Genomic DNA, 20,996 nt, shown 5'->3' on the forward strand with positions numbered 1-20,996 from the left:
CAGACACAACAACGAACCCAGACGGAGGTGTTTTTCATGAGCCAGTTTCCGTCCCTCGATCCCATGGCCCTGTGGCGCGAGCTCACGGCCCAGTGGGAAAAAAGCACCAACGAATTCGCCAACGAAGCCATGGCCTCGGACCCGTTCCGCCAGGGCATGCACGGCGGCATGAACGCCTCGCTCACCGCGCAGAAGGCAGTGGGCGACCTGATGGCGCGCTACCTCACGCTGCTGAACCTGCCCACACGCGGCGACCTGCAGGCGCTGGGCGAGCAGTTGCACCGCATCGACGACCACCTGGCGGGCATCCGCCGCGCGCTGGAAGGCGGAGCCGGGCCTGCCGCGCGAACCGCCGATGCAGCTGCTGCCCCGCCCCGGCCGCGCCGCACCAAGCAGCCGCCCACGGCGGCGGCAGCGCCTGCACCGGCAGCCAAGACCGCCGCCCCCAAGAAACGCCCCGCCGGAAAGCGCCGCCCATGAGCGCGCCGCCCGACACCTTCCAGCTGCCCGACATCCGAGGCGAGATCGAGCGCACGATCCAGCGCAACATCAAGGGGCTGGACTTCCTGACGTCGACCGCGCCCGCCGTCGGCCTCACGCCCAAGGACGAGATCCACCGGCGCGGCACGCTGAGCCTGTACCACTACCGCCCGATGGTCGACGAGATCTACCGCGTGCCGGTGCTCATGGTGATGGCCACCACCAACCGCGCCTACATCTTCGACCTCGCGCCGGGCCAGAGCATGGTCGAGTACCTGCTGCTCAAGGGCTACGACGTCTACGTGATGGACTGGAACGCGCCGCGCCCCGACGAGAAGCGCCTGCGCATCGAGGACTACGTGCTCGACTTCATTCCTGATTCGATCCGCCGCGTGCAGGAAGACTCGGGCGAGGACGACGTGACCATCGCCGGCTACTGCATGGGCGGCGTGCTCTCCACGCTGTACGCGGCGCTGCACCCCGGCGGGCCGATGAAGAACCTGGCGCTCTTCACCACGCCGATCGACTTCAGCCGCATGAAGCTCTTTCATGCGTGGTCCGACCGGCGCTACTTCGACGTCGACCGCCTCATCGACACCGTGGGCAACGTGCCGCCCGAGATGCTGTTCGCCTCCTTCGACATGCTGCGCCCCGCCGGGCGCGGTGCCGGTCTGGTGCAGCTGTGGGACAACATGGCCAACGACGAGTTCGTCAAGTCGTACCGCATGTTCGACCGCTGGGGCGCCGAGATGCTGCCGCTGGCCGGCGAGTACTTCCGCCAGACGGTGAAGGAGCTCATGTGGGACAACAAGCTCCACAAGGGCGAGCTGGTGCTCGGCGGGCGCCCCGTGCTGCTGAAGAACATCACGGTGCCGGTGCTGCACGCGCTGGCGCAGCACGACCACATCGTGCCCTACGAAGCGGGGCAGCCGCTGATTGCCGGCATCGGCTCCACCGACAAGGAAGAGGTGGTGCTCAAGGGCGGCCACGTGAGCCTGGCGGCCGGCACCAACGCCGTGCGGCGGCTGTGGCCCAAGCTCGACGAGTGGCTGGGCGTGCGCTCCACCTGACGAACACAACCATCCCCCTACGCTCATGACCGCATCTTCTTCCCGCACCTACCCGCGCACCGTTTCCCACGCGGACGGCGACATCGCCCTGCGCCTGATGACCGGCGCCGACGCCCCCGCCGTGCTGGCCTTCGCGCAGGCGCTGCCGGCGCACGACCTGCTCTTCCTGCCGCGCGACATCACCGAGCCCAAGGTGATGGCCGCCTGGGTCCGCGCCATCGAGCGCGGCGACATCGACAGCGTGCTCGCCGTGCGCAATGGCGCCGTGCTGGGCTGCGCCGCCGTCATCCGCGACCCGCATTCGTGGTCGGGCCACGTGGCCGAGCTGCGCGTGCTGGTGTCGCCCACGCTGCGCGGCGGCGGCCTGGGCCAGCAGCTGGCGCAGGAGGGCTGCGCGCTGGCCTTCGCCCACGGGCAGGAAAAGATCGTCGCCCAGATGACCGTCGACCAGCGCGGCGCCATCGCCGTCTTCCAGGCCCTGGGCTTCCGGCCCGAGGCCCTGCTCACGCGCCACGTGAAGGACCGCGAGGGCAAGGCGCACGACCTCGTGGTGCTGAGCCAGGATGCGGCGCAGGTCGAGGCGCAGATGCGGGCGTACGGGGTGACGGAGGCGTTTTAGCCAGCGCTCGGGACGGCGCGGATTCGTGCGTGCAGCGGTGCCGCCGCCCAGTGGCGGGCTGGCTATGATCGCGTCCGCATACATTTGTTCACACCTTCGTCCACCCGCACTCACCGGAAACCTCATGTCGCATCCGCAGCAGTTGTTCTTTGTCGGCGCCGTCAAACAGTTTCTGGGAGGCTACTTTCAAGGGACGAAAGTCCTCGAGATCGGCAGCCTGAACATCAACGGGTCGGTGCGCCAGTTCTTCGAGGGCGGCGAGTACCTCGGGCTCGACATCGGTGAAGGCAAGGACGTCGACCTAGTGTGCCATGGCGAAGACTACGGCGGCAAGTGCAACGACTTCGATGTCGTCATTTCCTGCGAAGCCATGGAGCACAACCCCGCGTGGCGCAAGACCTGGCTCAACATGCTGCGACTGGTCAAGGAATCGGGCCTCGTCGTCATGACCTGCGCAACCACCGGCCGACGCCAGCACGGGACCGTCGAGTACGCCCCCAACGATTCGCCGCTGACGATCCAGAACCATCAGAACTACTACAAGAACCTGACCGAGGAAGACTTCAAGGCGCTGATTCCCTGCGACAGCTGGTTCTCGGTCTGGACCTTCGCCTATGACCACACCAGCCACGACCTCTATTTCTTCGGTGTGGGGCTGGATGCGCCCGAGGAAACGAAGCAGAAAGCCATCGAGCTGCGGGCGGCGGTCGCCGACCACTACTACAGGAACAACATCCTGGGGATTCAGTAAGCAGCGTCCGCCAGGACAAGACCCTGTCTCGAACCGGACCGTCAGCACCGCCCCCTCCAGCCGTCGTCGCAGCCGTGCGCCCCCATCTGCACTTCACCTCCGCCGCGGCACGCGGCATCTGCGACGACGTCGTCGAGAGCTATCGGCTGGCCGCGCAGAGGCTGGGATACCCGACCAGCTACGCGCATGCCACCATCCGCCCAGGCGTGATCAATGTGCTGATGTTCGTCTGGGGCTCCGCCTGGGACGCCATCGCGCCGCTGCACCCCGACTGCATCGTCGTCAACTTCGAGCCGATGGTTCCCGGTGCCACTGCCTGGAATGCCGACTACCTGGGGCTGCTCAAGCGGTGCTACCTGTGGGAGTACAGCAAGAGCAACTTCCATCGCCACGCCCGGGGCGAGGTGAACGTCGTCGACTACGTCCCGCTGGCGTACGAACCGGAGGCGGACCACGACACGCCGCTGGCGGACATCCTGCCCGACGCCGCGCAAGACATCGACGTGGTGTTCTTCGGCGCACTGAGCCAGCGGCGGCGCGACGTCCTGAACGCCCTGCGCGCCCTGGGGCTGCGCGTCGTCCACAACGACGACGGCCAGGTCTGGCCCGTGCAGGAACGCGACGACTACCTGCGCCGGGCCAAGCTCGTGCTCAACCTGCACACCTGGGACAACTCGCGCGTGGTGGAAATCCCGCGGCTGGCCATCCTGTTCCGGCGTCGCAAGGCGATCGTGTGCGAGCTCTACCCGGACAGCGAAATTGCGCCCGCCCTGCGCGACGCGGTCGCGGGCGCGCCCTATGACCGGCTCGTCGAGACCGTGCAGGCCCTGCTGGCCGACCCCGCGAAACGCGCAGCACTCGAGCGCACGGGGCTGGACACCTTCAGCCGCCAGAGCCAGGCGACCCTGCTCGAACCCGCGCTGGAACGCTTCATCGCCTGGCGCGCCTGCCAGGTCGAACACCGCCACGACGCACCGGACGCAAACGATCCATTGCCCCGCGTGACCGTTTGCATGGCGATCACCGGCGCCCAGGTGTCTTCGCTGGCCGACAGCCTTCGGGCCTGGACGGCCCAGCACGGCGTGGCGCTGGACATCGTGCTTGCCGTGCGCGACAGCCTGTCGGAGGTCCGCGCAGCACTCCCCGCGGACATCGATGCGGCCTCGCTGCAGGTCATTGCACTGCCGGTCGCCTGCAACCGTGCGACGGCGCTCAATTTCGCGTTCGCGCAAGCCCAGGGGGCCTGCGTCGTGTTCTGCGAAGCCGGCGATCTCCCGGCGCCCGAGCGGCTGCGGCGTCAGTCGACGTTGCTGGCCGCACAGCCCGATCTCGATGTCGTGGGATGCAGGGTCCAGGGAGCGAACGGCCTTGTCCCGACGGCGCAACGCCATCACGACATCCTGGCCGAGCTGTTCGGACCGACGCCGTTGCCGCTGAGCGCTTGCCTGGTGCGCAAGTCATTTCTTCAGGCGCACCACCTCCTGCATGACCCCGCGTTCGATGCACACGACGACCTGCACTTTCTTTGCAGGGCCGCCGCCTCGGGCGCACGGCTGGCCGCCATCACGGAAGTGCTGCACCAGACCGCGCCTGCGCTGCCGGTGGCCGACCCGGTCGCCGTCGCGGCATGGCGCGCACAGGCGCGACTGCCGGTGCTGGGACAGTGCCTGCCCCACGCCACCCATGCCCAGACGCAACAGATCGCCCGACTCTACGACCACCTGTGGCCGCCGGAGCCGGCCTTTGCCGCCAGCCTCCTACAGACATTGGGACGTTCGTGCGCGCACGCCGCGCTGGAAGGCGATGCCGGGCACGAAGCACTGGTGCGCGCGCTGCGCCATGAAGCCATCCGCCTGCTGCGGATCTTCTCGGATGCCCGCCTGATCGATTCGCACTGGCTTCAGGCGCAGTTCACCGACACCGCGGTCGCGGCCTTTCTGGCACCGGCGCGGGACCAGCTGCCGGTGTAGCCCGCCCGGGCCGCGTGCGGAGTTTCCAGGGGGCATCCGGGTCCCGAAAGCCCTCGGCCGGGGCGGCCTCCTAAAATCGGGGGATTCCCCTGCAGATTGCCCACCTTGTCTTTTCTCGCCGAAACCCGCCGCCGTCGCACCTTCGCGATCATTTCCCACCCTGACGCCGGCAAGACCACGCTGACCGAAAAACTGCTGCTGTTCTCGGGCGCGATCCAGATCGCCGGCTCGGTGAAGGCCCGCAAGGCCTCGCGCCACGCCACCTCCGACTGGATGGAAATCGAGAAGCAGCGCGGCATCTCGGTGGCCTCGTCGGTGATGCAGATGGTGTACCGCGAGCACGTGATCAACCTGCTCGACACGCCCGGCCACAAGGACTTCTCGGAAGACACCTACCGCGTGCTCACCGCCGTCGACTCGGCGCTGATGGTGATCGACGCGGCCAACGGCGTGGAAGCGCAGACGCGTCGGCTGATCGAGGTCTGCCGCCAGCGCGACACGCCCATCATCACCTTCGTCAACAAGATGGACCGCGAAGTGCGCGAGCCGCTGGACATCCTGGACGAGGTGGAGCGCGAACTCGGCATGCCCTGCGTGCCCATGACCTGGCCCGTGGGCCAGGGCAAGAGCTTCCGCGGCATCATGAACCTGCGCACGCAGGCGATGACGGTGTTCGAGTCGGGCAGCGAGCGGCTGCCGCACGACTTCGAGACCATTCCGCTGAGCGAACGCGACACGCTCGTCAAGCGCTTCGGCGCCGACTTCGAGCACGCCATGGAAAGCATGGAACTGGCCACCGGCGCCTCGCCCACCTGGGACCGCGAGGCCTTCCTGGCCGGCAAGCAGACGCCGGTGTTCTTCGGCTCGGGCGTGAACAACTTCGGCGTGATGGAAGTGCTCGACGCGCTGGTCGACTTGGCGCCCTCGCCGCAGTCGCGCACCAGCACCACGCTGGTCAATCGCCAGCCGGTGGTGAAGGAGATCCAGCCCGAGGACAAGGACTTCGCGGGCGTGGTCTTCAAGGTGCAGGCCAACATGGACGCCAACCACCGCGACCGCATCGCCTTCGTGCGCATGGCTTCGGGCAAGTACACACCGGGCATGAAGCTGAAGGTGCAGCGCACGTCGAAAGAGCTGCGCCCCACCAGCGTCGTGACCTTCATGAGCCAGCGCCGCGAGGCGGTGGAAGAGGCCTACGCCGGCGACATCGTGGGCTTCACCACGCACGGCGGCGTGCAGCTGGGCGACACCATCACCGACGGCGCGAACCTGCAGTTCACCGGGCTGCCCTTCTTCGCGCCCGAGCTGTTCATGACCGTGATCCTGAAGAACCCGCTGCGCACCAAGCAGCTGCAGCAGGGCCTGGCCCAGCTGGGCGAGGAAGGCGCGATCCAGGTGTTCCGCCCCGAGGTCGGCGGCCCGATGCTCTTGGGCGCGGTCGGCCAGCTGCAGTTCGAAGTGGTGCAGCACCGCCTGAAGGCCGAGTACGACGCCGACGTGCGCCTCGAAGGCTGCCAGTACACGGGCGCGCGCTGGATCACGGCCGACACCCCGGCCGAGCTGCGCGAGTTCGTCCACGCCTACCCGGTGCGCATGGCCAAGGACGCGGCCGACACGCTGGCTTTCCTGTGCACCTCGCCGTACGACGTGCGGCTGGCGCAAGAGCGTTTTCCGAAGATCCACTTCCATCCGCTGCGCGAGCACGCGGGCTTGGCGCTGCAGAGCGCCGGCTGATCAGCTGCCCGACGAGGTGTAGTGGCGCAGCCCGAGGCGCCACGCACCGAACGCCGCCGCGAGGAACACGAAGCCCGCGAGCGGCGACACCCACCCCACCCAGGCCGGCGCGCCCAGCGGATCGGGCTTGCCCAGGATCGCCAGCACGGGGTAGTACGCCACGCAGGCCAGCGGCACGATGAAGGTCAGCACGCGGCGGAACCACTGCGCATAGAGCGCCAGCGGGTACTGCGCCGCCTGCACGCCGCCGTAGGTGAGCACGTTGGCGATCTCCAGGCTTTCGACGGTCCAGAACGACAGCGTGCCCTGCAGCACGAGGATGCCGAGGAACAGCGCGATACCGCCGGCCAGGGCGAACATGGCGATTGCCACGGCGCTGGGGGTCCATGCGATGTCGGCCTGCACGGTCGCGAAGGCCAGCACGAGCAGGCCCTGCAGCAGACGGCCCAGGCGGCTGATGCGCACGTCGTGGCCCATGAGCTGCAACGCGAGCGGGCGCGGGCGCAGCAGCAGCCGGTCGAAGGTGCCGGTGCGCAGGAATTCGGTGCCCAGCACGTCGAAGCCGCGGCCCAGTGCGTCGGCGAGGGCGAACATGCAGTTCACCAGGCCGTAGAACAGCGCGACCTCGCCGATGCCCCAGCCCTGCACTTCGCCGAAGCGATGGAACAGCGCCCAGACGGCGACGACCTCGATGCCTGTGCCGAGGAACTGGCCGAGGGTCAGCAGCAGCGCGGACGCGGGGTACCTGGCCTGGCCGCTCACCGAAGCAGCCATGAGGCGGAAAAAAAGAGAGAGCGACCCCATGCGCACCCTAGCCCCCCTGCACCTGCAGGCTGCGCATCGTGCGCCCCATCGTCACCCGCCCGAACGCGACCAGCGCGACGATCCAGAAGCACTGCAGCCCCAGCGCGCCCAGCGCATGCCAGCCGCCCAACTGCCCGAAGTACAGCCGCGCCGGAATATCGAAAAGCCCCGCCAGCGGCTGCACCAGCAGCGCGGTCTGCCAGGCGTCGGGCAGCAGCGCCAGCGGCAGCAGGTTGCCCGAGAACACGATGACCACGGGCGTCGCCACCGCTTGGATGCCGCGCTCGTTGAGCGCCGCCGTGGTCGCCACGTTGAGCAGCATCACCATCGCGGTCGAGAGCAACAGGCCGAGCCCCACCGACAGCAGGAACGCCGTGCCGGCCACCGCGTTCGCGGGCAACTGCCAGGCCCAGTCGCCCAGCCCCACCAGAGGCAGCGCGACCGCCGCGAAGGCCGCCATCAGCGCCACGCGCGGCAGCAGGCGCGCAGCGATCCAGCCGGCCGTGCGCGCGAACCACAGCGCGTAGGCGTCCACCGGGCGCAGCCGGTCGTAGGCGACGGCGCCGGTGCGCGCGGCCTGCGCCACTTCCGGGTCGCCGAGCCAGGGCATCAGCACCAACAAACCTTGCGCGAGCCAGGTGTAGGTGATGGCCTGGGCCAGCGACATCGACGAGGCCGCGCCCGCGATGGCGCTGCCGCTGTAGAACGCAGCGAACACCATCACCTTGATGCCGCCCCACCAGCACTGCGTGGCAAAGCCCGCGAGCGCCGCGGTGCGGTACTGCAGCATCTGCAGGAAGCGCGAGACGAACGCCGCGACATACGGCCGGGCGAGGTCGCGCGGGCCCATGGCCGGCCTCACGCCTCGGCCGCTCCGTGCATGGCGTAGAAGCGCGCGATCACGGCTTCGATCGCGAGGCCTTCGAGGCGGATGTCTTCCACGGCGTGCGCGCCGGCGATGCGGGCGATGAGCGCGGGCGCGGGCGTCTGCTTGGGGTCGAAGTCGAGCACCAGCGTCTGGCCGTCGCGCGAATGCACGGTGGCGCCGTCGACCTGCGCGGGCAGCGTGGCATCTTGTGCAAAGTCGACCACCAGCCGGCGCTCGGCCATCACCTGCGCGCGCAGCGCCTCGACCGGGCTGTCGGCCAGCACGCGGCCGTGGCCGATGACGATCACGCGCTGGGCCAGGGCCTCGATGTCGTGCATGTCGTGCGTGGTCAGCAGCACGGTGGTGCCGCGCTCGCGGTTGGCGCGGCGCACGAAGTCGCGCACGGCGAGCTTCGAAGGCGCATCGAGGCCGATGGTCGGCTCGTCGAGGAACAGGATGTCGGGCTCGTGCAGCAGCGCCGCCGCAATCTCGGCGCGCATGCGCTGGCCCAGCGAGAGCTGGCGCACCGGCTGGTCGAGCACGCGCTCCAGGTGCAGCAGCGCGACCAGCTCGTCGCGCGTGCGGCGGTAGCGCTGCGGGTCGACGCGGTAGATGTCGCGCAGCAGGTCGAAGCCGTCGCCCACGGGCAGGTCCCACCACAGCTGCGTGCGCTGGCCGAAGACCACGCCGATGCGCGCCACATGCCGCTCGCGGTCGGCAAAGGGATCGCGGCCGTCGACTTCCACGCGCCCGCCGTCAGGCCGCAGGATGCCCGAGAGGATCTTGATGGTGGTCGACTTGCCCGCGCCGTTGGGCCCGATGAAGCCCAGCAGCTCGCCGCGCTCCAGCGCGAACGACACGCCCGACAGCGCCTCCACCGTGCGGTGGCGGCGCTGCAGCAGGCCGCGCAGCGCACCGCGCAGGCCTGGGTCGCGCTCGGACACCTTGTAGGTCTTGCGGAGGTTGTCGACGAGGATGTGAGACATGGTGAGAAGCGCCGCGCCGGCCTGAAAGCGCGGCGGGGGCGGGATGCTACACGAAAGCAGCCGGTACGATCACGGGCCCTTTCGAGAATCCCGTCCATGTCCTCGCCTCCCCTGCCCGCCTCGCCCCACCACCTGTTGCCGCTCACGCGCTGGCCCGCCGACGCGCGCGCCGCGCTGGTCGGCGTGTTCACCGACATCGACGACACGCTCACCACCGACGGCGCGATCACGCCCGACGCGCTGAAGGCGCTGGCCGACCTGAGGGCCGCGGGCCTCGCCGTGGTCGCCATCACCGGCCGGCCCGTGGGCTGGAGCCTGCCCTTCGTGAACAGCTGGCCGGTCGATGCCATCGTGGCCGAGAACGGCGCGGTGGCGCTGCGGCCGGCGGCCGACGGCGCTGTCGAGAAGCGCTACCAACAGGACGCCGCCACGCGCGCCGCCAACTTCGCGCGCATGCAGGCCGTGCTGGCGCGCATCGAGCACGAGATTCCGGGCGCCGGCCGCGCCACCGACTCGCCCGGGCGCGAGACCGACATCGCCATCGACCACAGCGAGTTCGTGACGCTCGACGACGACACCATCGCACGCGTCGTCGCGCTGATGCGCGGCGAAGGCATGCACGCCACCGTGAGCAGCATCCACATCAACGGCTGGTACGGCGACAACGACAAGCTCGAAGGCGCGCGCTGGATCGTGCGCGAGCTCTGGGGCCGCACGCTCGACAACGAGATGGACCGCTGGGCCTACGTGGGCGACTCCACCAACGACCAGCTGATGTTCCGCAGCTTCGCGCACAGCATCGGCGTGGCGAACGTCGCGCGCTTCGTGCCGCAGCTGGAGCACCTGCCACGCTACGTGACGCAGGGCGAGCGCGGCGCGGGCTTTGCGCAGGCCGCGCACGCGGTGCTGTCGGCGCGCTGACCCAAACACGCCGCGCGGGCGCCGCGCACGAAAAAAAGGCCCGCGCAGGGCGGGCCGAATGGACCGGTTGAACGACCCTTGGAGAAACTTGCAGGGGTGAGGGTCGCGCAATGCGCGACCCTTCAGGACATCAGAACGTGTGGCGGATGCCGAACTCGTAGCCCATCGAGCTCTTGGCCTGCAGCGCCGTGCGGTTGAACGTGGTGGCGTACGACGGGCCTGCCCCCACCGTGAGCCCTGCGCCGTTCTTGTTGCTGACGCGCGCGACCGTGCCGTACAGCGCGGTGCGCTTGGACAGGTTGTGCACGTAGCCCAGCGCGAGCTTGTTGGCCTTCGGATCGGCGTTGTTCACGCCGAACACGGGCACGCGGTTGAAGTCGTACTTGACCTGCGAATACGACGCGCGGATCACGCCCGGGCCGATCGGCACGGTCACGCCCAGCAGGTAGCCGGTGAGGTCCACGTCCTGGCCGGGCGTGAAGATGTTCAGCGCGTTGCGCTCGTCCTTCGAACGCGAGATCTCGCCGAACAGCTTGGCCACGCCGAAGTCGTAGGTCGCGCCGAGGTTGAAGGTCTTGACCTTGCCCGGGCGTGCCACGGCGGCGGCGCCGCTGCCGGTCGTGAAGCTGGTGTCGTTCTGCGCGTAGCTGGCGGCGATGTCGAACGGACCCGTCGTGTAGCCCAGGCGACCGCCGATGTGGCGGCCGGTGTTGGTGCTGGCGGCGGTGTCGGGCGACAGGCGCGTCTGCTCGGCCAGGCCGTAGGCCACGTTGCCGTAGAAGCCACCCAGGCGCGGCAGGAAGTACTGCACCATGTTGCTGGCGCGCTTGTAGGTGCCGTTGCTGCCGTAGCCGCTGCCCGGCACGCTGGCTTCGTTGGCGTCGATGATCAGCGAGCCGCCGATGCCGGTGTCGCCGAACGGATCGAACTGTTCTTCGTTCATCACCGTGGCGGTCTTGTCGCGGCCCAGGCGCAGTTCGCCGAAGCTGCCTGCCAGGCTCACGGTCGAGCGGCGGGTGAAGTTCGACACGCCGGTGGCGCCGTCGTCATTCGTGATCGGGGCTTCGAGCCAGAAGCTGGCCGACAGGCCGCCGCCCAGGTCTTCCACGCCGCGGAAACCGAGGCGGCTCGAGCTCAGGCCCGAATTCGCCAGCTCGCTGCGGCTGGCCTTCACGCTGTAGGCGGGGCCGAAGGGGGTGGTCGAAACGCTCTTGTTCGCTACGTTGCGGTAGGCGGCATCGACCACGCCGAACAGGGTCACGGTCGATTGCGCCGACGCGGCGCCGCAGGCTGCGATGGCAGCCAGAACAAGCAGGGATTTTTTCATTGGTGTCACTCCAGGAGGGGGATGCCGCTGCGCCGAGACCGGGCGCGACTTTGGGACGTCCGGGCCTTGTTGCCGCGAGACTGGGTCCGAGTTTTCCTTCACTGGAAGACAAAGGGATTACATAGGGTTAACGCCTAGATTACGGAGGGATATAGGGGGTGAGTTCAGGACAACGGTCGTGGATCGGGGTAGGCGCAGCGCACGCCTCCCCTTTTCCGGCGGCCGCTTACTTCTCTTTCGCCAACCCCAGCTTGTCGATGATCACCTTCTCGCGCACCACCGTGTCCTGCGCGAACTTGGTGTACGTGGCCGAGCTCATGTAGTTGGGCAGCATGTCGTAGCGGCCGAGCGAGGCCACGTAGCTCGGTTCTTCCATCGCCTGCTTGAAGGCGTCGTGCAGCTTCTTCACGACCTCGGGCGGGGTGCCCTTGGGCGCGCCGATGCCGAAGGGCGAGTTCTGCACCACGTCGTAGCCCAGCTCCTTCAGCGTGGGCGCGTCGGGGAACTTGGCCAGGCGCTTCTCGCCCCAGGTGTTGAGCACGCGCAGCTTGCCGGCCTCGACCTGCGGCGCGAAGCCGGTGCTGTCGGCCGCCGCCATGAGCTGGCCGCTGACCACGGCCAGCATCAGGTCGGCGCTGCCCTTGTAGGGTACGTGCTGCAGCTGGATGCCGGCCTTCTGCGCCACGATCTCGGTCGTGAGGTGCGGGCTGGTCAGGTTGCCGGTCGAGCCGTAGGTGAGCTTGCCGGGGTTGGCCTTGGCGTAGGCGACGAAGTCGGCCCAGGTCTTGAAGGGGCTGTCGGCCGGCACGACGATGCCGAAGGCATAGCCGGTGACGTTCAGCACGTAGCTGATGTCCTTGAGCGGGTCCCAGTTGATCTTGGTGGTGTAGCCCAGGCGGAACACACCGAGCGGAATCTGCGCGACGGTGTAACCGTCGGGCTGCGCGGTCTGCAGCGCCTGCGCGGGCAGCGTGCCGCCGGCGCCGGGCTTGTTGTCGATGATCACGGGCTGGCCCAGGATCTTGCTGGCGTTGTCGGCCAGCTGGCGCATGGTGATGTCGGTCGGGCCGCCGGCGGGAAAGGCGATCACGAGCTTGATGGGCTTCGCGGGAAAGGCCTGTGCAAGCACCGCCAGCGGCGCGGCGAGGCCGCAGGCGGCCAGCGTGGCGGCACGGAGAAGGGAACGGCGAAACATGACGGAAGGCTCCTGAAGCGTGGATCGAGCCGCGCATTGGGCCCTGCCCCGTCCGGTGCAGCAATCGGGGCTCACCCGACTGCTGTCGCCGGGGCTACTCGCCCGCTCAGCCCGCGGCTTGCGCGAAGCCTTCGAGAACGTTGACCGCGTTCACACCCACCTCGGCCACCGCATAGCCGCCCTCGAACACGAACACGGTCGGCAGGCCCGCGCGCGCGAGGTCTTCGCCCATGCGCAGGTAGTCGTCGCTCTTCAGCTTGAAGCCCGAGATCGGATCGCCCTCGAAGGTGTCGACGCCCAGCGAGACCACGAGCGCGCCGGCCTTGACCTTCGCGATGCCGTCGAGCGCCGTCTTGAGGGCCGCGCGCCAGGCCGTGAAGTCGGTGCCGCGCGGCAGCGGCAGGTTGTGGTTGAAGCCCTCGCCTTTGCCCGCGCCGCGTTCGTCGGCGTGGCCCAGGTAGTACGGGTAGTCGGTGAGCGGGTCGCCGTGCAGGCTGGCGAAGTGCACGTCGCTGCGTTCGTAGAAGATGGCCTGCGTGCCGTTGCCGTGGTGGTAGTCGACATCGAGCACGGCCACGCGTTCGACGCCCGCATCGCGCAGCGCCTGCGCGGCGACGGCGGCGTTGTTGACGAAGCAGTAGCCGCCGAAGAAGTCGGCGCCCGCATGGTGGCCCGGTGGGCGCGTGAGCGCGAAGGCCGAGCGCTCGCCGCCAAGGACGCGCTGCGCCGCCGTCCACGCGCAGGCGGAGCCATGGCGCGCGGCGGCCCAGCTGCCGGCCATCAGCGGCGTGCCGGCGTCGAACGCAAAGAGGCCCAGGCGCGCGGGAAAGCTCTTCGGCAGCACATCGGTGCGCATGCCGCGCGTGGGCCAGTACGAGGGCAGCGCGTCGCGCGTGGCGTTGGCGGCGTCGAGCGCCACCCACTCGTCCCAGGCATGGGCGATGAAGTCGAGGTAGCGCGGTGCGTGCACCTTCGCCAGCAGCGCGTCGTCGAACGCGTCGGGCGCCTGCAGCGGACCGAGGCCGCGCCGCTCCAGTTCGTGCCTCACATGGTCGACGCGGGCGGGCACCTCGAAGCAGGGCACCAGCTCGCCCCGGAACATTTCGACTTGGCCTTGGTGCAGGGCGTGCTGGTCGTTGTAGATGGTGAGCATGAAGCGGCGAAGGGCGTGACAACAGGGCCTGCCATCATGCCGCACGCCGCAGCACCGCCCGGCGCCGCCCCGAGGCGGTGAGGCCGAACAGGTCCTTCGGGTCGTCGAGCTCGGGCACCAGCGCGATCTGCCGGCCCACGCCGCGCTCCAGCGCCAGCTGCTGGATGCAGCGCAGCGCCGTGTAGTCCTCCAGCGCGAAGCCGACCGAGTCGAACACCGTCACCTGCTCCGGCCGCTCGCGGCCGGGCACTTCGCCCAGCAGCACGCGCCACAGCTCGTGCACCGGGAAGTCGGGCGCCAGCTGCTGGATCTCTCCCTCGATGCGCGTCTGCGGCTCGTACTCGACGAACACGCGCGCGCCGCGCAGCACGTCGGGGTGCAGCTCGGTCTTGCCGGGCGAATCGCCGCCCACGGCGTTGATGTGCATGCCGGGCTCGATCATCTCGGGCGTGAGCACGGTCGCGTGGCCCTGGTAGGCGGTGATGGTGGTCACGATGTCGGCGCCGCGCACCGCCTCGGCGGTGGAGTCGGCGCGCACGATCTCCATCGGCGTGCAGGCCGCGAGGTGGCGCACCAGCTTGTCGGTGGCGCGCGGGTCGATGTCGAACACGCGCACCTGCTCGATGCCCAGCAGCGCATGGAAGGCCAGCGCCTGGAACTCGCTCTGCGAGCCGTTGCCGATGAGCGCCAGGCTGCGCGCATCGGGCCGCGCCAGCGCCTTGGCGGCCATGGCCGAAGTGGCGGCCGTGCGCAACGCGGTGGTGAGCGTGAGTTCGGACAGCAGCACGGGGTAGCCCGTGTCGACCTCGGCCAGCACGCCGAAGGCCATGACCGTGGGCAGGCCGACCTGCGTGTTGTGCGGGTGGCCGTTGACGTACTTGAAGGCATAGGCGCCGTCGTCGGCCACGGGCATGAGTTCGATCACACCCAGGTGCGAATGGCTGGCCACGCGCGCCTTCTTGTCGAACTCGCGCCATCGCAGGAAGTCGTCGCGCAGCGCGTCGGCCAGCGTGACGAGGAATTCCGGGACGCCGGTCTCATCCACCAGGCGAACCAGGCTGTGCACATCGATGAAGCGGGTCATGGCGCGGCTCCTTGCGTAGCCCTGACACGGCGCTTCATCCGTTCACACGGTCTCCACCATGGCTGATTCAGGATGCGCCTGCGCCAAGGGTTCAAGCCATTGTGCGCCTGTGCGCGTCAACGTGCCAACACGGCCTTTAGAGCTACGCCAGTGTGCGTACCCAATCGCACCACCTCCTCCGGCGGCGCCGCCGCCACGATGCGCCCGCCGGCGTTGCCGCCCTCGGGCCCGAGGTCGAGAATCCAGTCGGCTTCGGCGATCAGGTCGAGGTCGTGCTCGATCACCACCACGCTGTGGCCGCCGTTCACCAGCCGGTGCAGCACGTGGATCAGCTTCTCGACGTCGGCCATGTGCAGGCCCACGGTCGGCTCGTCGAGCACGTACAGCGTGTGCGGCGCCTTCTGGCCGCGGCGGGTGATGTCGTCGCGCACCTTGCTGAGTTCGGTCACCAGCTTGATGCGCTGCGCCTCGCCGCCCGACAGCGTGGGCGACGGCTGTCCCAGCGTGAGGTAGCCCAGGCCCACGTCCTTCAGCAGCTGCAGCGGGTGCGCGATGTTGGGCATGCTGGCGAAGAACTCGACCGCCTCGTCGACCTCCATCTTCAGCACGTCGCCGATGCTCTTGCCGCGCCAGCTCACGGCCAGCGTCTCGGGGTTGAAGCGCGCGCCGTGGCAGACCTCGCAGGGCACCTTCACGTCCGGCAGGAAGCTCATCTCGATGGTGCGCACGCCCGCGCCGTCGCAGCCCGGGCAGCGGCCTTCGCCGGTGTTGAAGCTGAAGCGCGCCGGGCCGTAGCCGCGCGCCTTGGCCTCGAGGGTGTCGGCGAAGAGCTTGCGGATGGTGTCCCAGAAACCGATGTAGGTGGCGGGGCAGCTGCGCGGCGTCTTGCCGATGGGCGTCTGGTCGACCTCGAGCACGCGGTCGATGACCTCGTAGCCGTCGACGCCGCGGCAACCGGTCCAGGCCGGGCGCTTGCCCGCGGCATCGGCGTCGCGGCCGGCCTTGGTCATGCGCTGCACCACGATGCCCTGCACGCTGGCCAGCAGCACGTCGCGCGCGAGCGTCGACTTGCCCGAGCCGCTGACGCCCGTGACCACCACGAGGCGGTGCAGCGGCAGCGTGGCGGTCACGTCCTGCAGGTTGTGCAGGTCGGCACCGTGCACAGTGAGCCAGTTGCCGCTGTCCTCCGCCTTCGGATCGGGCGAGGGAATGAGGCGGCGCGCCTGCAGCGGGTGCTTGATGGCGTCGCGCAGGTAGCGGCCGGTCTGCGAATCGCCGGCCTTCTGGATGTCGGCCACCGTGCCCTCGGCCACGAGGCGGCCGCCGCGCTTGCCGGCGCTGGGGCCGATGTCGATGATGTGGTCGGCGCGGCGGATGGTGTCTTCGTCGTGCTCCACCACCACCAGCGTGTTGCCCTTTTCGCCGAGCTTGTGCAGCGCGTTCAGCAAAATCTGGTTGTCGCGCGCGTGCAGGCCGATGGTCGGCTCGTCGAGCACGTAGCACACGCCCTGCAGGTTGCTGCCCAGCTGCGCCGCCAGGCGGATGCGCTGCGCCTCGCCGCCCGAGAGCGTGGGTGCGCCACGGTCGAGCGTGAGGTAGCCCAGGCCCACCTCTTCGAGGAATTCGAGGCGGCTCTTGATCTCGGGCACGAGGTCGCGGGCGATCTCGGCTTCGCGGCCGTTGAGCACCAGCCCTTCGAACCACTGGCGCACCTCGGTCACGCTCATGCGCGCGAGCTGCGTGATGCCGATGCCGCCCGAGCCGTCGGCCGCGGTGCCGAAGCCCACGGCGCGTGCGGTGGCGTTCAGGCGCGTGCCTTCGCAGGTCGGGCAGGCCACGTCGGCCAAGTCTTCCACCTCGGGCTCGGCGAAGGTCTGTTCGCGGCCCTTGCTGTCGTCGTCGCGGATCGAATCGTCGAAGACCTTGCGCTGGTCCTTGCTGAGCTTCACGCCCGTGCCCACGCAGTCGGGGCACCAGCCGTGCTTGCTGTTGTAGCTGAACAGGCGCGGGTCGAGCTCGGCATAACTGGTGCTGCACACCGGGCAGGCGCGCAGCGTGGAGAACACCTGCACGCGGCCGATGCCCACGGCGGACACGCCGGCCATCATGGCGGCGCGCAGGCCGTCGAGTTCGCTCAGCACATGGACCACGCCCTTGCCGTGCTCGAGCGCCTTGGTGAGCGCCGCGCGCAGTTCGCTCTCCTGCGAGGGCAGCACGTCGAGGCTGGCCACGGGCAGCTCGATGCTGTGTTCCTTGAAGCGGTCGATGCGCGGAAAGCCCGTGGTCGGCAGGAAGTCGCCGTCCACGCGCAGGTGCGTGAAGCCGCGCGGGCGCGCCCAGTCGGCCAGCTCGGTGTACACGCCCTTGCGGTTGCTCACCAGCGGCGCGAGCAGGCCGATGTGCTGGCCCTTGAAGTTGCGCATCAGCTGCGCGGCGATGCTGTCGGGCGTCTGCGGCTGCACGGCCGCGCCGTCGTGGATGCAATGCTGGATGCCCAGCTTCACGTACAACAGGCGCAGGAAGTGCCACACCTCGGTGGTGGTGCCCACCGTGCTCTTGCGGCCGCCGCGCGACAGGCGCTGCTCGATGGCCACCGTGGGCGGAATGCCGTACACCGCGTCCACCTCGGGCCGGCCCGCGGGCTGCACGATGCTGCGCGCATAGGCGTTGAGCGATTCGAGATACCGGCGCTGCCCTTCGTTGAACAGGATGTCGAAGGCCAGCGTCGACTTGCCCGAGCCGCTCACGCCCGTCACCACGCTGAACTTGCCGCGCGGAATGTCCACGCTGAGGTTCTTCAGGTTGTGCTCGCGCGCATTGACGATCTCGATGGCGTTGCTGCCGGGCGCCGTCTTCGCGTTCGCGATGTAGCGCCGCGCGGCGCGCTCGGCCACCTTGTAGGCACCGGGGCCGATGGCGAGCTCGTAGTCGGCCAGCGCCGCGCCGGTGAGCGACGCGCGGTTCTCGCGCAGTTGCTCGGGCGTGCCTTCGGCCACCACCTGGCCGCCGCCCTCGCCGCCTTCGGGGCCGAGGTCGATCAGCCAGTCGCTGGCGCGGATCACGTCGAGGTTGTGCTCGATGATGATCAGCGAATGGCCGGCGTCGAGCAGCTTGCGCAGCGCGCGCATGAGCCGCGCAATGTCGTCGAAGTGCAGGCCGGTGGTCGGCTCGTCGAACAGGAACAGCGTGCCCTTGCGCGCCACCATCTGGCGGCTCGCGGTCGCGCTCTTGGCGGCTTCGGCCAGGAAGCCCGCGAGCTTCAGGCGCTGCGCCTCGCCGCCCGACAGCGTGGGCACGGGCTGGCCGAGCTTCACGTAGTCCAGGCCCACGTCGACGATGGGCTGCAGCACGCGCAGCACGTCGCGGTCGGTGTCGAACAGCGCCGCGGCCTCGGCCACGGTGAGCTCCAGGATGTCGGCCACGTTGTAGCCGCGGCCCTTGCGCTCGATCTTCACTTCGAGGATCTCGGGCCGGTAGCGCTTGCCGTCGCAGTCGGGGCAGCGCAGGTACACGTCCGACAGGAACTGCATCTCGACGTGCTCGAAGCCCGAGCCGCCGCAGGTGGGGCAGCGCCCGTCGCCGGAGTTGAAGCTGAACTTGCTCGCGGTGTAGCCGCGCTGGCGCGACAGCGCCGCGGTGGCGAAGATCTCGCGGATGGCGTCCCACGCGCCCACGTAGCTCGCGGGGTTGGAGCGCGCGGTCTTGCCGATGGGCGACTGGTCGACGAAGACCACGTCGCCCAGGTGATCGGCGCCGAGCATGCGGTCGTGCGCGCCCGGCGTCTCGGTGGCCTTGCCGAAGTGGCGCATGAGCGCGGGTGCCAGCACGTCCTGGATGAGCGTGGACTTGCCCGAGCCGCTCACGCCGGTCACGCACACGAGGCGCGCGAGCGGAAAGTCGACCGTGATGTTCTTCAGGTTGTGCTCGCGCACGCCTTCGAGGATGAGCCGGTGCGTGTTCTCGCTCACGAGCCGCTTGAAGCCCATGCCGATCTTCTTGCGCCCGCCCAGGTACTGGCCGGTGAGCGTGTCGGCGTCGCGCAGCTGGTCGGTGCCGCCGTCGAACACGATCTGCCCGCCGCGCGCGCCGGGGCCGGGGCCCATGTCGATCACGCGGTCGGCCGCGAGCATCACGGCGGGGTCGTGCTCGACCACCACCAGCGTGTTGCCGGCATCGCGCAAGCGCAGCATGGCCTCGGTGATGCGGTTCATGTCGCGCGGGTGCAGGCCGATGCTGGGCTCGTCGAGCACGAACAGCGTGTTCACCAGCGAGGTGCCCAGCGCCGTCGTGAGGTTGATGCGCTGCACCTCGCCGCCGCTGAGCGTGCGGCTCTGGCGGTCGAGGGTGAGGTAGCCGATGCCCACGTCGTGCAGGTAGCGCAGGCGCGTGGTGATTTCCTCGAACAGCAGCTTCAGCGCCTGTGCCTCGCCTTCGCTGGCGGGGCTGCCGTTGCCGTGGTGCTCCACGCGGTCGAAGAACTTGCGCAGCCGCTCGATGGGCAACAGCATCAGGTCGTGCAGGCACAGGCCGGGCAGCGCCTCGAGCTGCGCGCGGCTCCACTTCGCGCCGGTGGGCAGGAAGCGCTTTTCAGGCGGCAGCACCGCGTCGGCGTCGTCCTTGCTGCCGATGCGCCACAGCAGCGGATCGAGCTTCAGGCGCGCGCCGCTGCACACGGGGCACGGCGTGTAGCTGCGGTACTTCGACAAGAGCACGCGGATGTGCATCTTGTAGGCCTTGCTCTCCAGGTAGCCGAAGAAGCGGCGCACGCCGTACCACTGCTTGTTCCAGTTGCCGTCCTTGTAGTTGGGCGTGCCTTCGATCACCCAGTGCTTCTGCTCCTCGGTGAGCTTGTTCCACGGCGTGTCGCGCGGAATGCCGGCGGCCTCGGCATGGCGCATGAGGTCGTCCTGCGCCTCTTTCCACGCGGGCGTCTGGATGGTCTTGATGGCGCCGGCGCGCAGCGTGAGCTTGTCGTTCGGGATCACGAGCCCCAGGTCGACGCCGATCACGCGGCCGAAGCCGCGGCAGGTGTCGCAGGCGCCCACCGCCGAGTTGAACGAGAACATCGACGGGATGGGGTCGGTGTAGCGGATGTCGCTTTCGGGGCAATGCAGGCCGGTCGAGAACTTCCACACATCGGTCGGTGCGTTTTCCTCGGCACCGGTCGCATGCACGGTCACGCGCCCGCTGCCGCGCTTGAGCGCCACCTCGATCGCCTCGACCACGCGCGCGCGCTCCGCGCTCGAGATGCGGAAGCGGTCGGCCACCACGTCGAGCACCTTGCGCGGGCCGGTGGGCGTGGCCACCTCGCGCTCGGCCTGCACGCGCGTGAAGCCGCTGGCCGACAGCCACTGCGTCACTTCGTCCGCCGTGGTGCCGGCCGGCAGCTCGACCGGGAAGGTGATGACGATGCGCGGGTCGCCCGCGGCCGCCGCGCGCTCGGCGATCTGCGCATAGATGCTGTCGGGCGAGTCGTGGCGCACCGGCAGCGCGGTCTCGCGGTCGAACAGCTGGGCTGCGCGCGCGTAGAGCAGCTTCAGGTGGTCGTTCAGCTCGGTCATCGTGCCGACTGTGGAGCGCGAGGAGCGCACCGGGTTGGTCTGGTCGATGGCGATGGCGGGCGGCACGCCCTCCACCTTGTCGACGGCGGGCTTGTCCATGCGGTCCAGGAACTGGCGCGCGTAGGCGGAAAAGGTCTCCACGTAGCGGCGCTGGCCTTCGGCGTAGAGGGTGTCGAACACCAGGCTCGACTTGCCCGAGCCGCTGGGCCCGGTGACCACGGTCATCTCGCCGGTGCGGATGTCGAGGTCGAGGTTCTGGAGGTTGTGCTGGCGCGCGCCGCGAATCCGGATGGAGCCCTGTGTCATGAGTGCCTTGGGGGGTGGGGCAAACATTCTAGGGAGTGCTTCGTGACGCTTCGGCCCACGCCGGCACATGGGCGGCGCCCGCGCAGGGGTTTGTCTGGATGCGTCCAAAGACACTTTATGAAACAAATGCGACATTTGTTTTCACAATTGTTCAGCGAGTCTCCCGA

15 protein-coding genes are annotated in these 20,996 nt (G+C 69.1%); 7 read left to right on the forward strand and 8 right to left on the reverse strand.

Going from position 1 to position 20,996, the window contains the following annotated elements; all coding sequences use genetic code 11:
* Positions 1-36 precede the first annotated feature (36 nt).
* The 6 genes from AC07OH_RS24290 to AC07OH_RS24315 all read left to right on the forward strand — a co-directional run bounded on the left by AC07OH_RS24290 (position 37) and on the right by AC07OH_RS24315 (position 6,624).
* Positions 37-480, forward strand: coding sequence for a hypothetical protein (locus AC07OH_RS24290; protein WP_495302410.1), 444 nt, complete (start codon positions 37-39; stop codon positions 478-480).
* Positions 477-1,550, forward strand: a complete 1,074-nt coding sequence (locus AC07OH_RS24295; RefSeq protein WP_062482906.1) for an alpha/beta fold hydrolase — start codon at positions 477-479, stop codon at positions 1,548-1,550. Before AC07OH_RS24290 ends, AC07OH_RS24295 begins: the two co-directional genes overlap by 4 nt.
* 25 nt (positions 1,551-1,575) lie before the next feature.
* The gene (locus AC07OH_RS24300) at positions 1,576-2,169 is read left to right on the forward strand and encodes a GNAT family N-acetyltransferase (RefSeq protein WP_495302411.1); all 594 of its coding nucleotides are present in this window, start codon (positions 1,576-1,578) and stop codon (positions 2,167-2,169) included.
* A 124-nt stretch (positions 2,170-2,293) separates the two neighbouring features.
* Positions 2,294-2,920: a class I SAM-dependent methyltransferase gene (locus AC07OH_RS24305; RefSeq protein WP_495302412.1), complete on the forward strand. Its 627-nt coding sequence runs from the start codon at positions 2,294-2,296 to the stop codon at positions 2,918-2,920.
* Positions 2,921-2,994: 74 nt separating this feature from the next.
* Positions 2,995-4,890 carry a glycosyltransferase family A protein gene (locus tag AC07OH_RS24310; protein ID WP_495302413.1) on the forward strand — a complete coding sequence of 632 codons (1,896 nt, stop codon included), beginning with the start codon at positions 2,995-2,997 and terminating at the stop codon, positions 4,888-4,890.
* A gap of 105 nt (positions 4,891-4,995) precedes the next feature.
* Positions 4,996-6,624: a peptide chain release factor 3 gene (locus tag AC07OH_RS24315; RefSeq protein WP_095947934.1), complete on the forward strand. Its 1,629-nt coding sequence runs from the start codon at positions 4,996-4,998 to the stop codon at positions 6,622-6,624.
* On the opposite strand, the gene AC07OH_RS24320 is transcribed toward AC07OH_RS24315, so the two are convergent.
* The 3 genes from AC07OH_RS24320 to AC07OH_RS24330 are packed head-to-tail and all read right to left on the reverse strand — an operon-like array spanning position 6,625 to position 9,282.
* A complete protein-coding gene (locus AC07OH_RS24320; protein ID WP_489062521.1) occupies positions 6,625-7,428 on the reverse strand; it encodes an ABC transporter permease in 804 nt (267 codons plus the stop codon). It abuts the gene before it with no gap.
* A 7-nt stretch (positions 7,429-7,435) separates the two neighbouring features.
* Complete coding sequence (locus AC07OH_RS24325) at positions 7,436-8,278, reverse strand: ABC transporter permease (protein ID WP_495302414.1); 843 nt, start codon at positions 8,276-8,278, stop codon at positions 7,436-7,438.
* 8 nt (positions 8,279-8,286) lie between these two features.
* Positions 8,287-9,282: an ABC transporter ATP-binding protein gene (locus AC07OH_RS24330; protein WP_495302415.1), complete on the reverse strand. Its 996-nt coding sequence runs from the start codon at positions 9,280-9,282 to the stop codon at positions 8,287-8,289.
* 96 nt (positions 9,283-9,378) lie between these two features.
* Here AC07OH_RS24330 and AC07OH_RS24335 point away from each other — a divergent pair, with 96 nt between their 5' ends.
* A complete protein-coding gene (locus AC07OH_RS24335; RefSeq protein WP_495302416.1) occupies positions 9,379-10,203 on the forward strand; it encodes an HAD-IIB family hydrolase in 825 nt (274 codons plus the stop codon).
* A gap of 130 nt (positions 10,204-10,333) precedes the next feature.
* Here AC07OH_RS24335 and AC07OH_RS24340 read toward each other — a convergent pair whose 3' ends face one another.
* From AC07OH_RS24340 to uvrA, 5 genes are all read right to left on the reverse strand, one after another.
* Positions 10,334-11,530 carry a porin gene (locus AC07OH_RS24340; RefSeq protein WP_495302417.1) on the reverse strand — a complete coding sequence of 399 codons (1,197 nt, stop codon included), beginning with the start codon at positions 11,528-11,530 and terminating at the stop codon, positions 10,334-10,336.
* Between the two features lie 226 nt (positions 11,531-11,756).
* Entirely contained in the window at positions 11,757-12,725 is a 969-nt protein-coding gene (locus AC07OH_RS24345; protein WP_062477370.1) for a Bug family tripartite tricarboxylate transporter substrate binding protein, read from the reverse strand.
* Positions 12,726-12,831: 106 nt separating this feature from the next.
* Positions 12,832-13,878: a histone deacetylase family protein gene (locus AC07OH_RS24350; protein WP_495302418.1), complete on the reverse strand. Its 1,047-nt coding sequence runs from the start codon at positions 13,876-13,878 to the stop codon at positions 12,832-12,834.
* Between the two features lie 34 nt (positions 13,879-13,912).
* Positions 13,913-14,962 (reverse strand): ornithine cyclodeaminase, encoded by a 1,050-nt coding sequence (ocd, locus tag AC07OH_RS24355; RefSeq protein ID WP_307638102.1) that lies wholly within the window; start codon positions 14,960-14,962, stop codon positions 13,913-13,915.
* Between the two features lie 116 nt (positions 14,963-15,078).
* A complete protein-coding gene (gene uvrA / locus AC07OH_RS24360; RefSeq protein WP_495302456.1) occupies positions 15,079-20,829 on the reverse strand; it encodes an excinuclease ABC subunit UvrA in 5,751 nt (1,916 codons plus the stop codon).
* Positions 20,830-20,996 lie beyond the last annotated feature (167 nt).

This window comes from Variovorax sp. GW821-FHT10C12 (assembly GCF_059415405.1).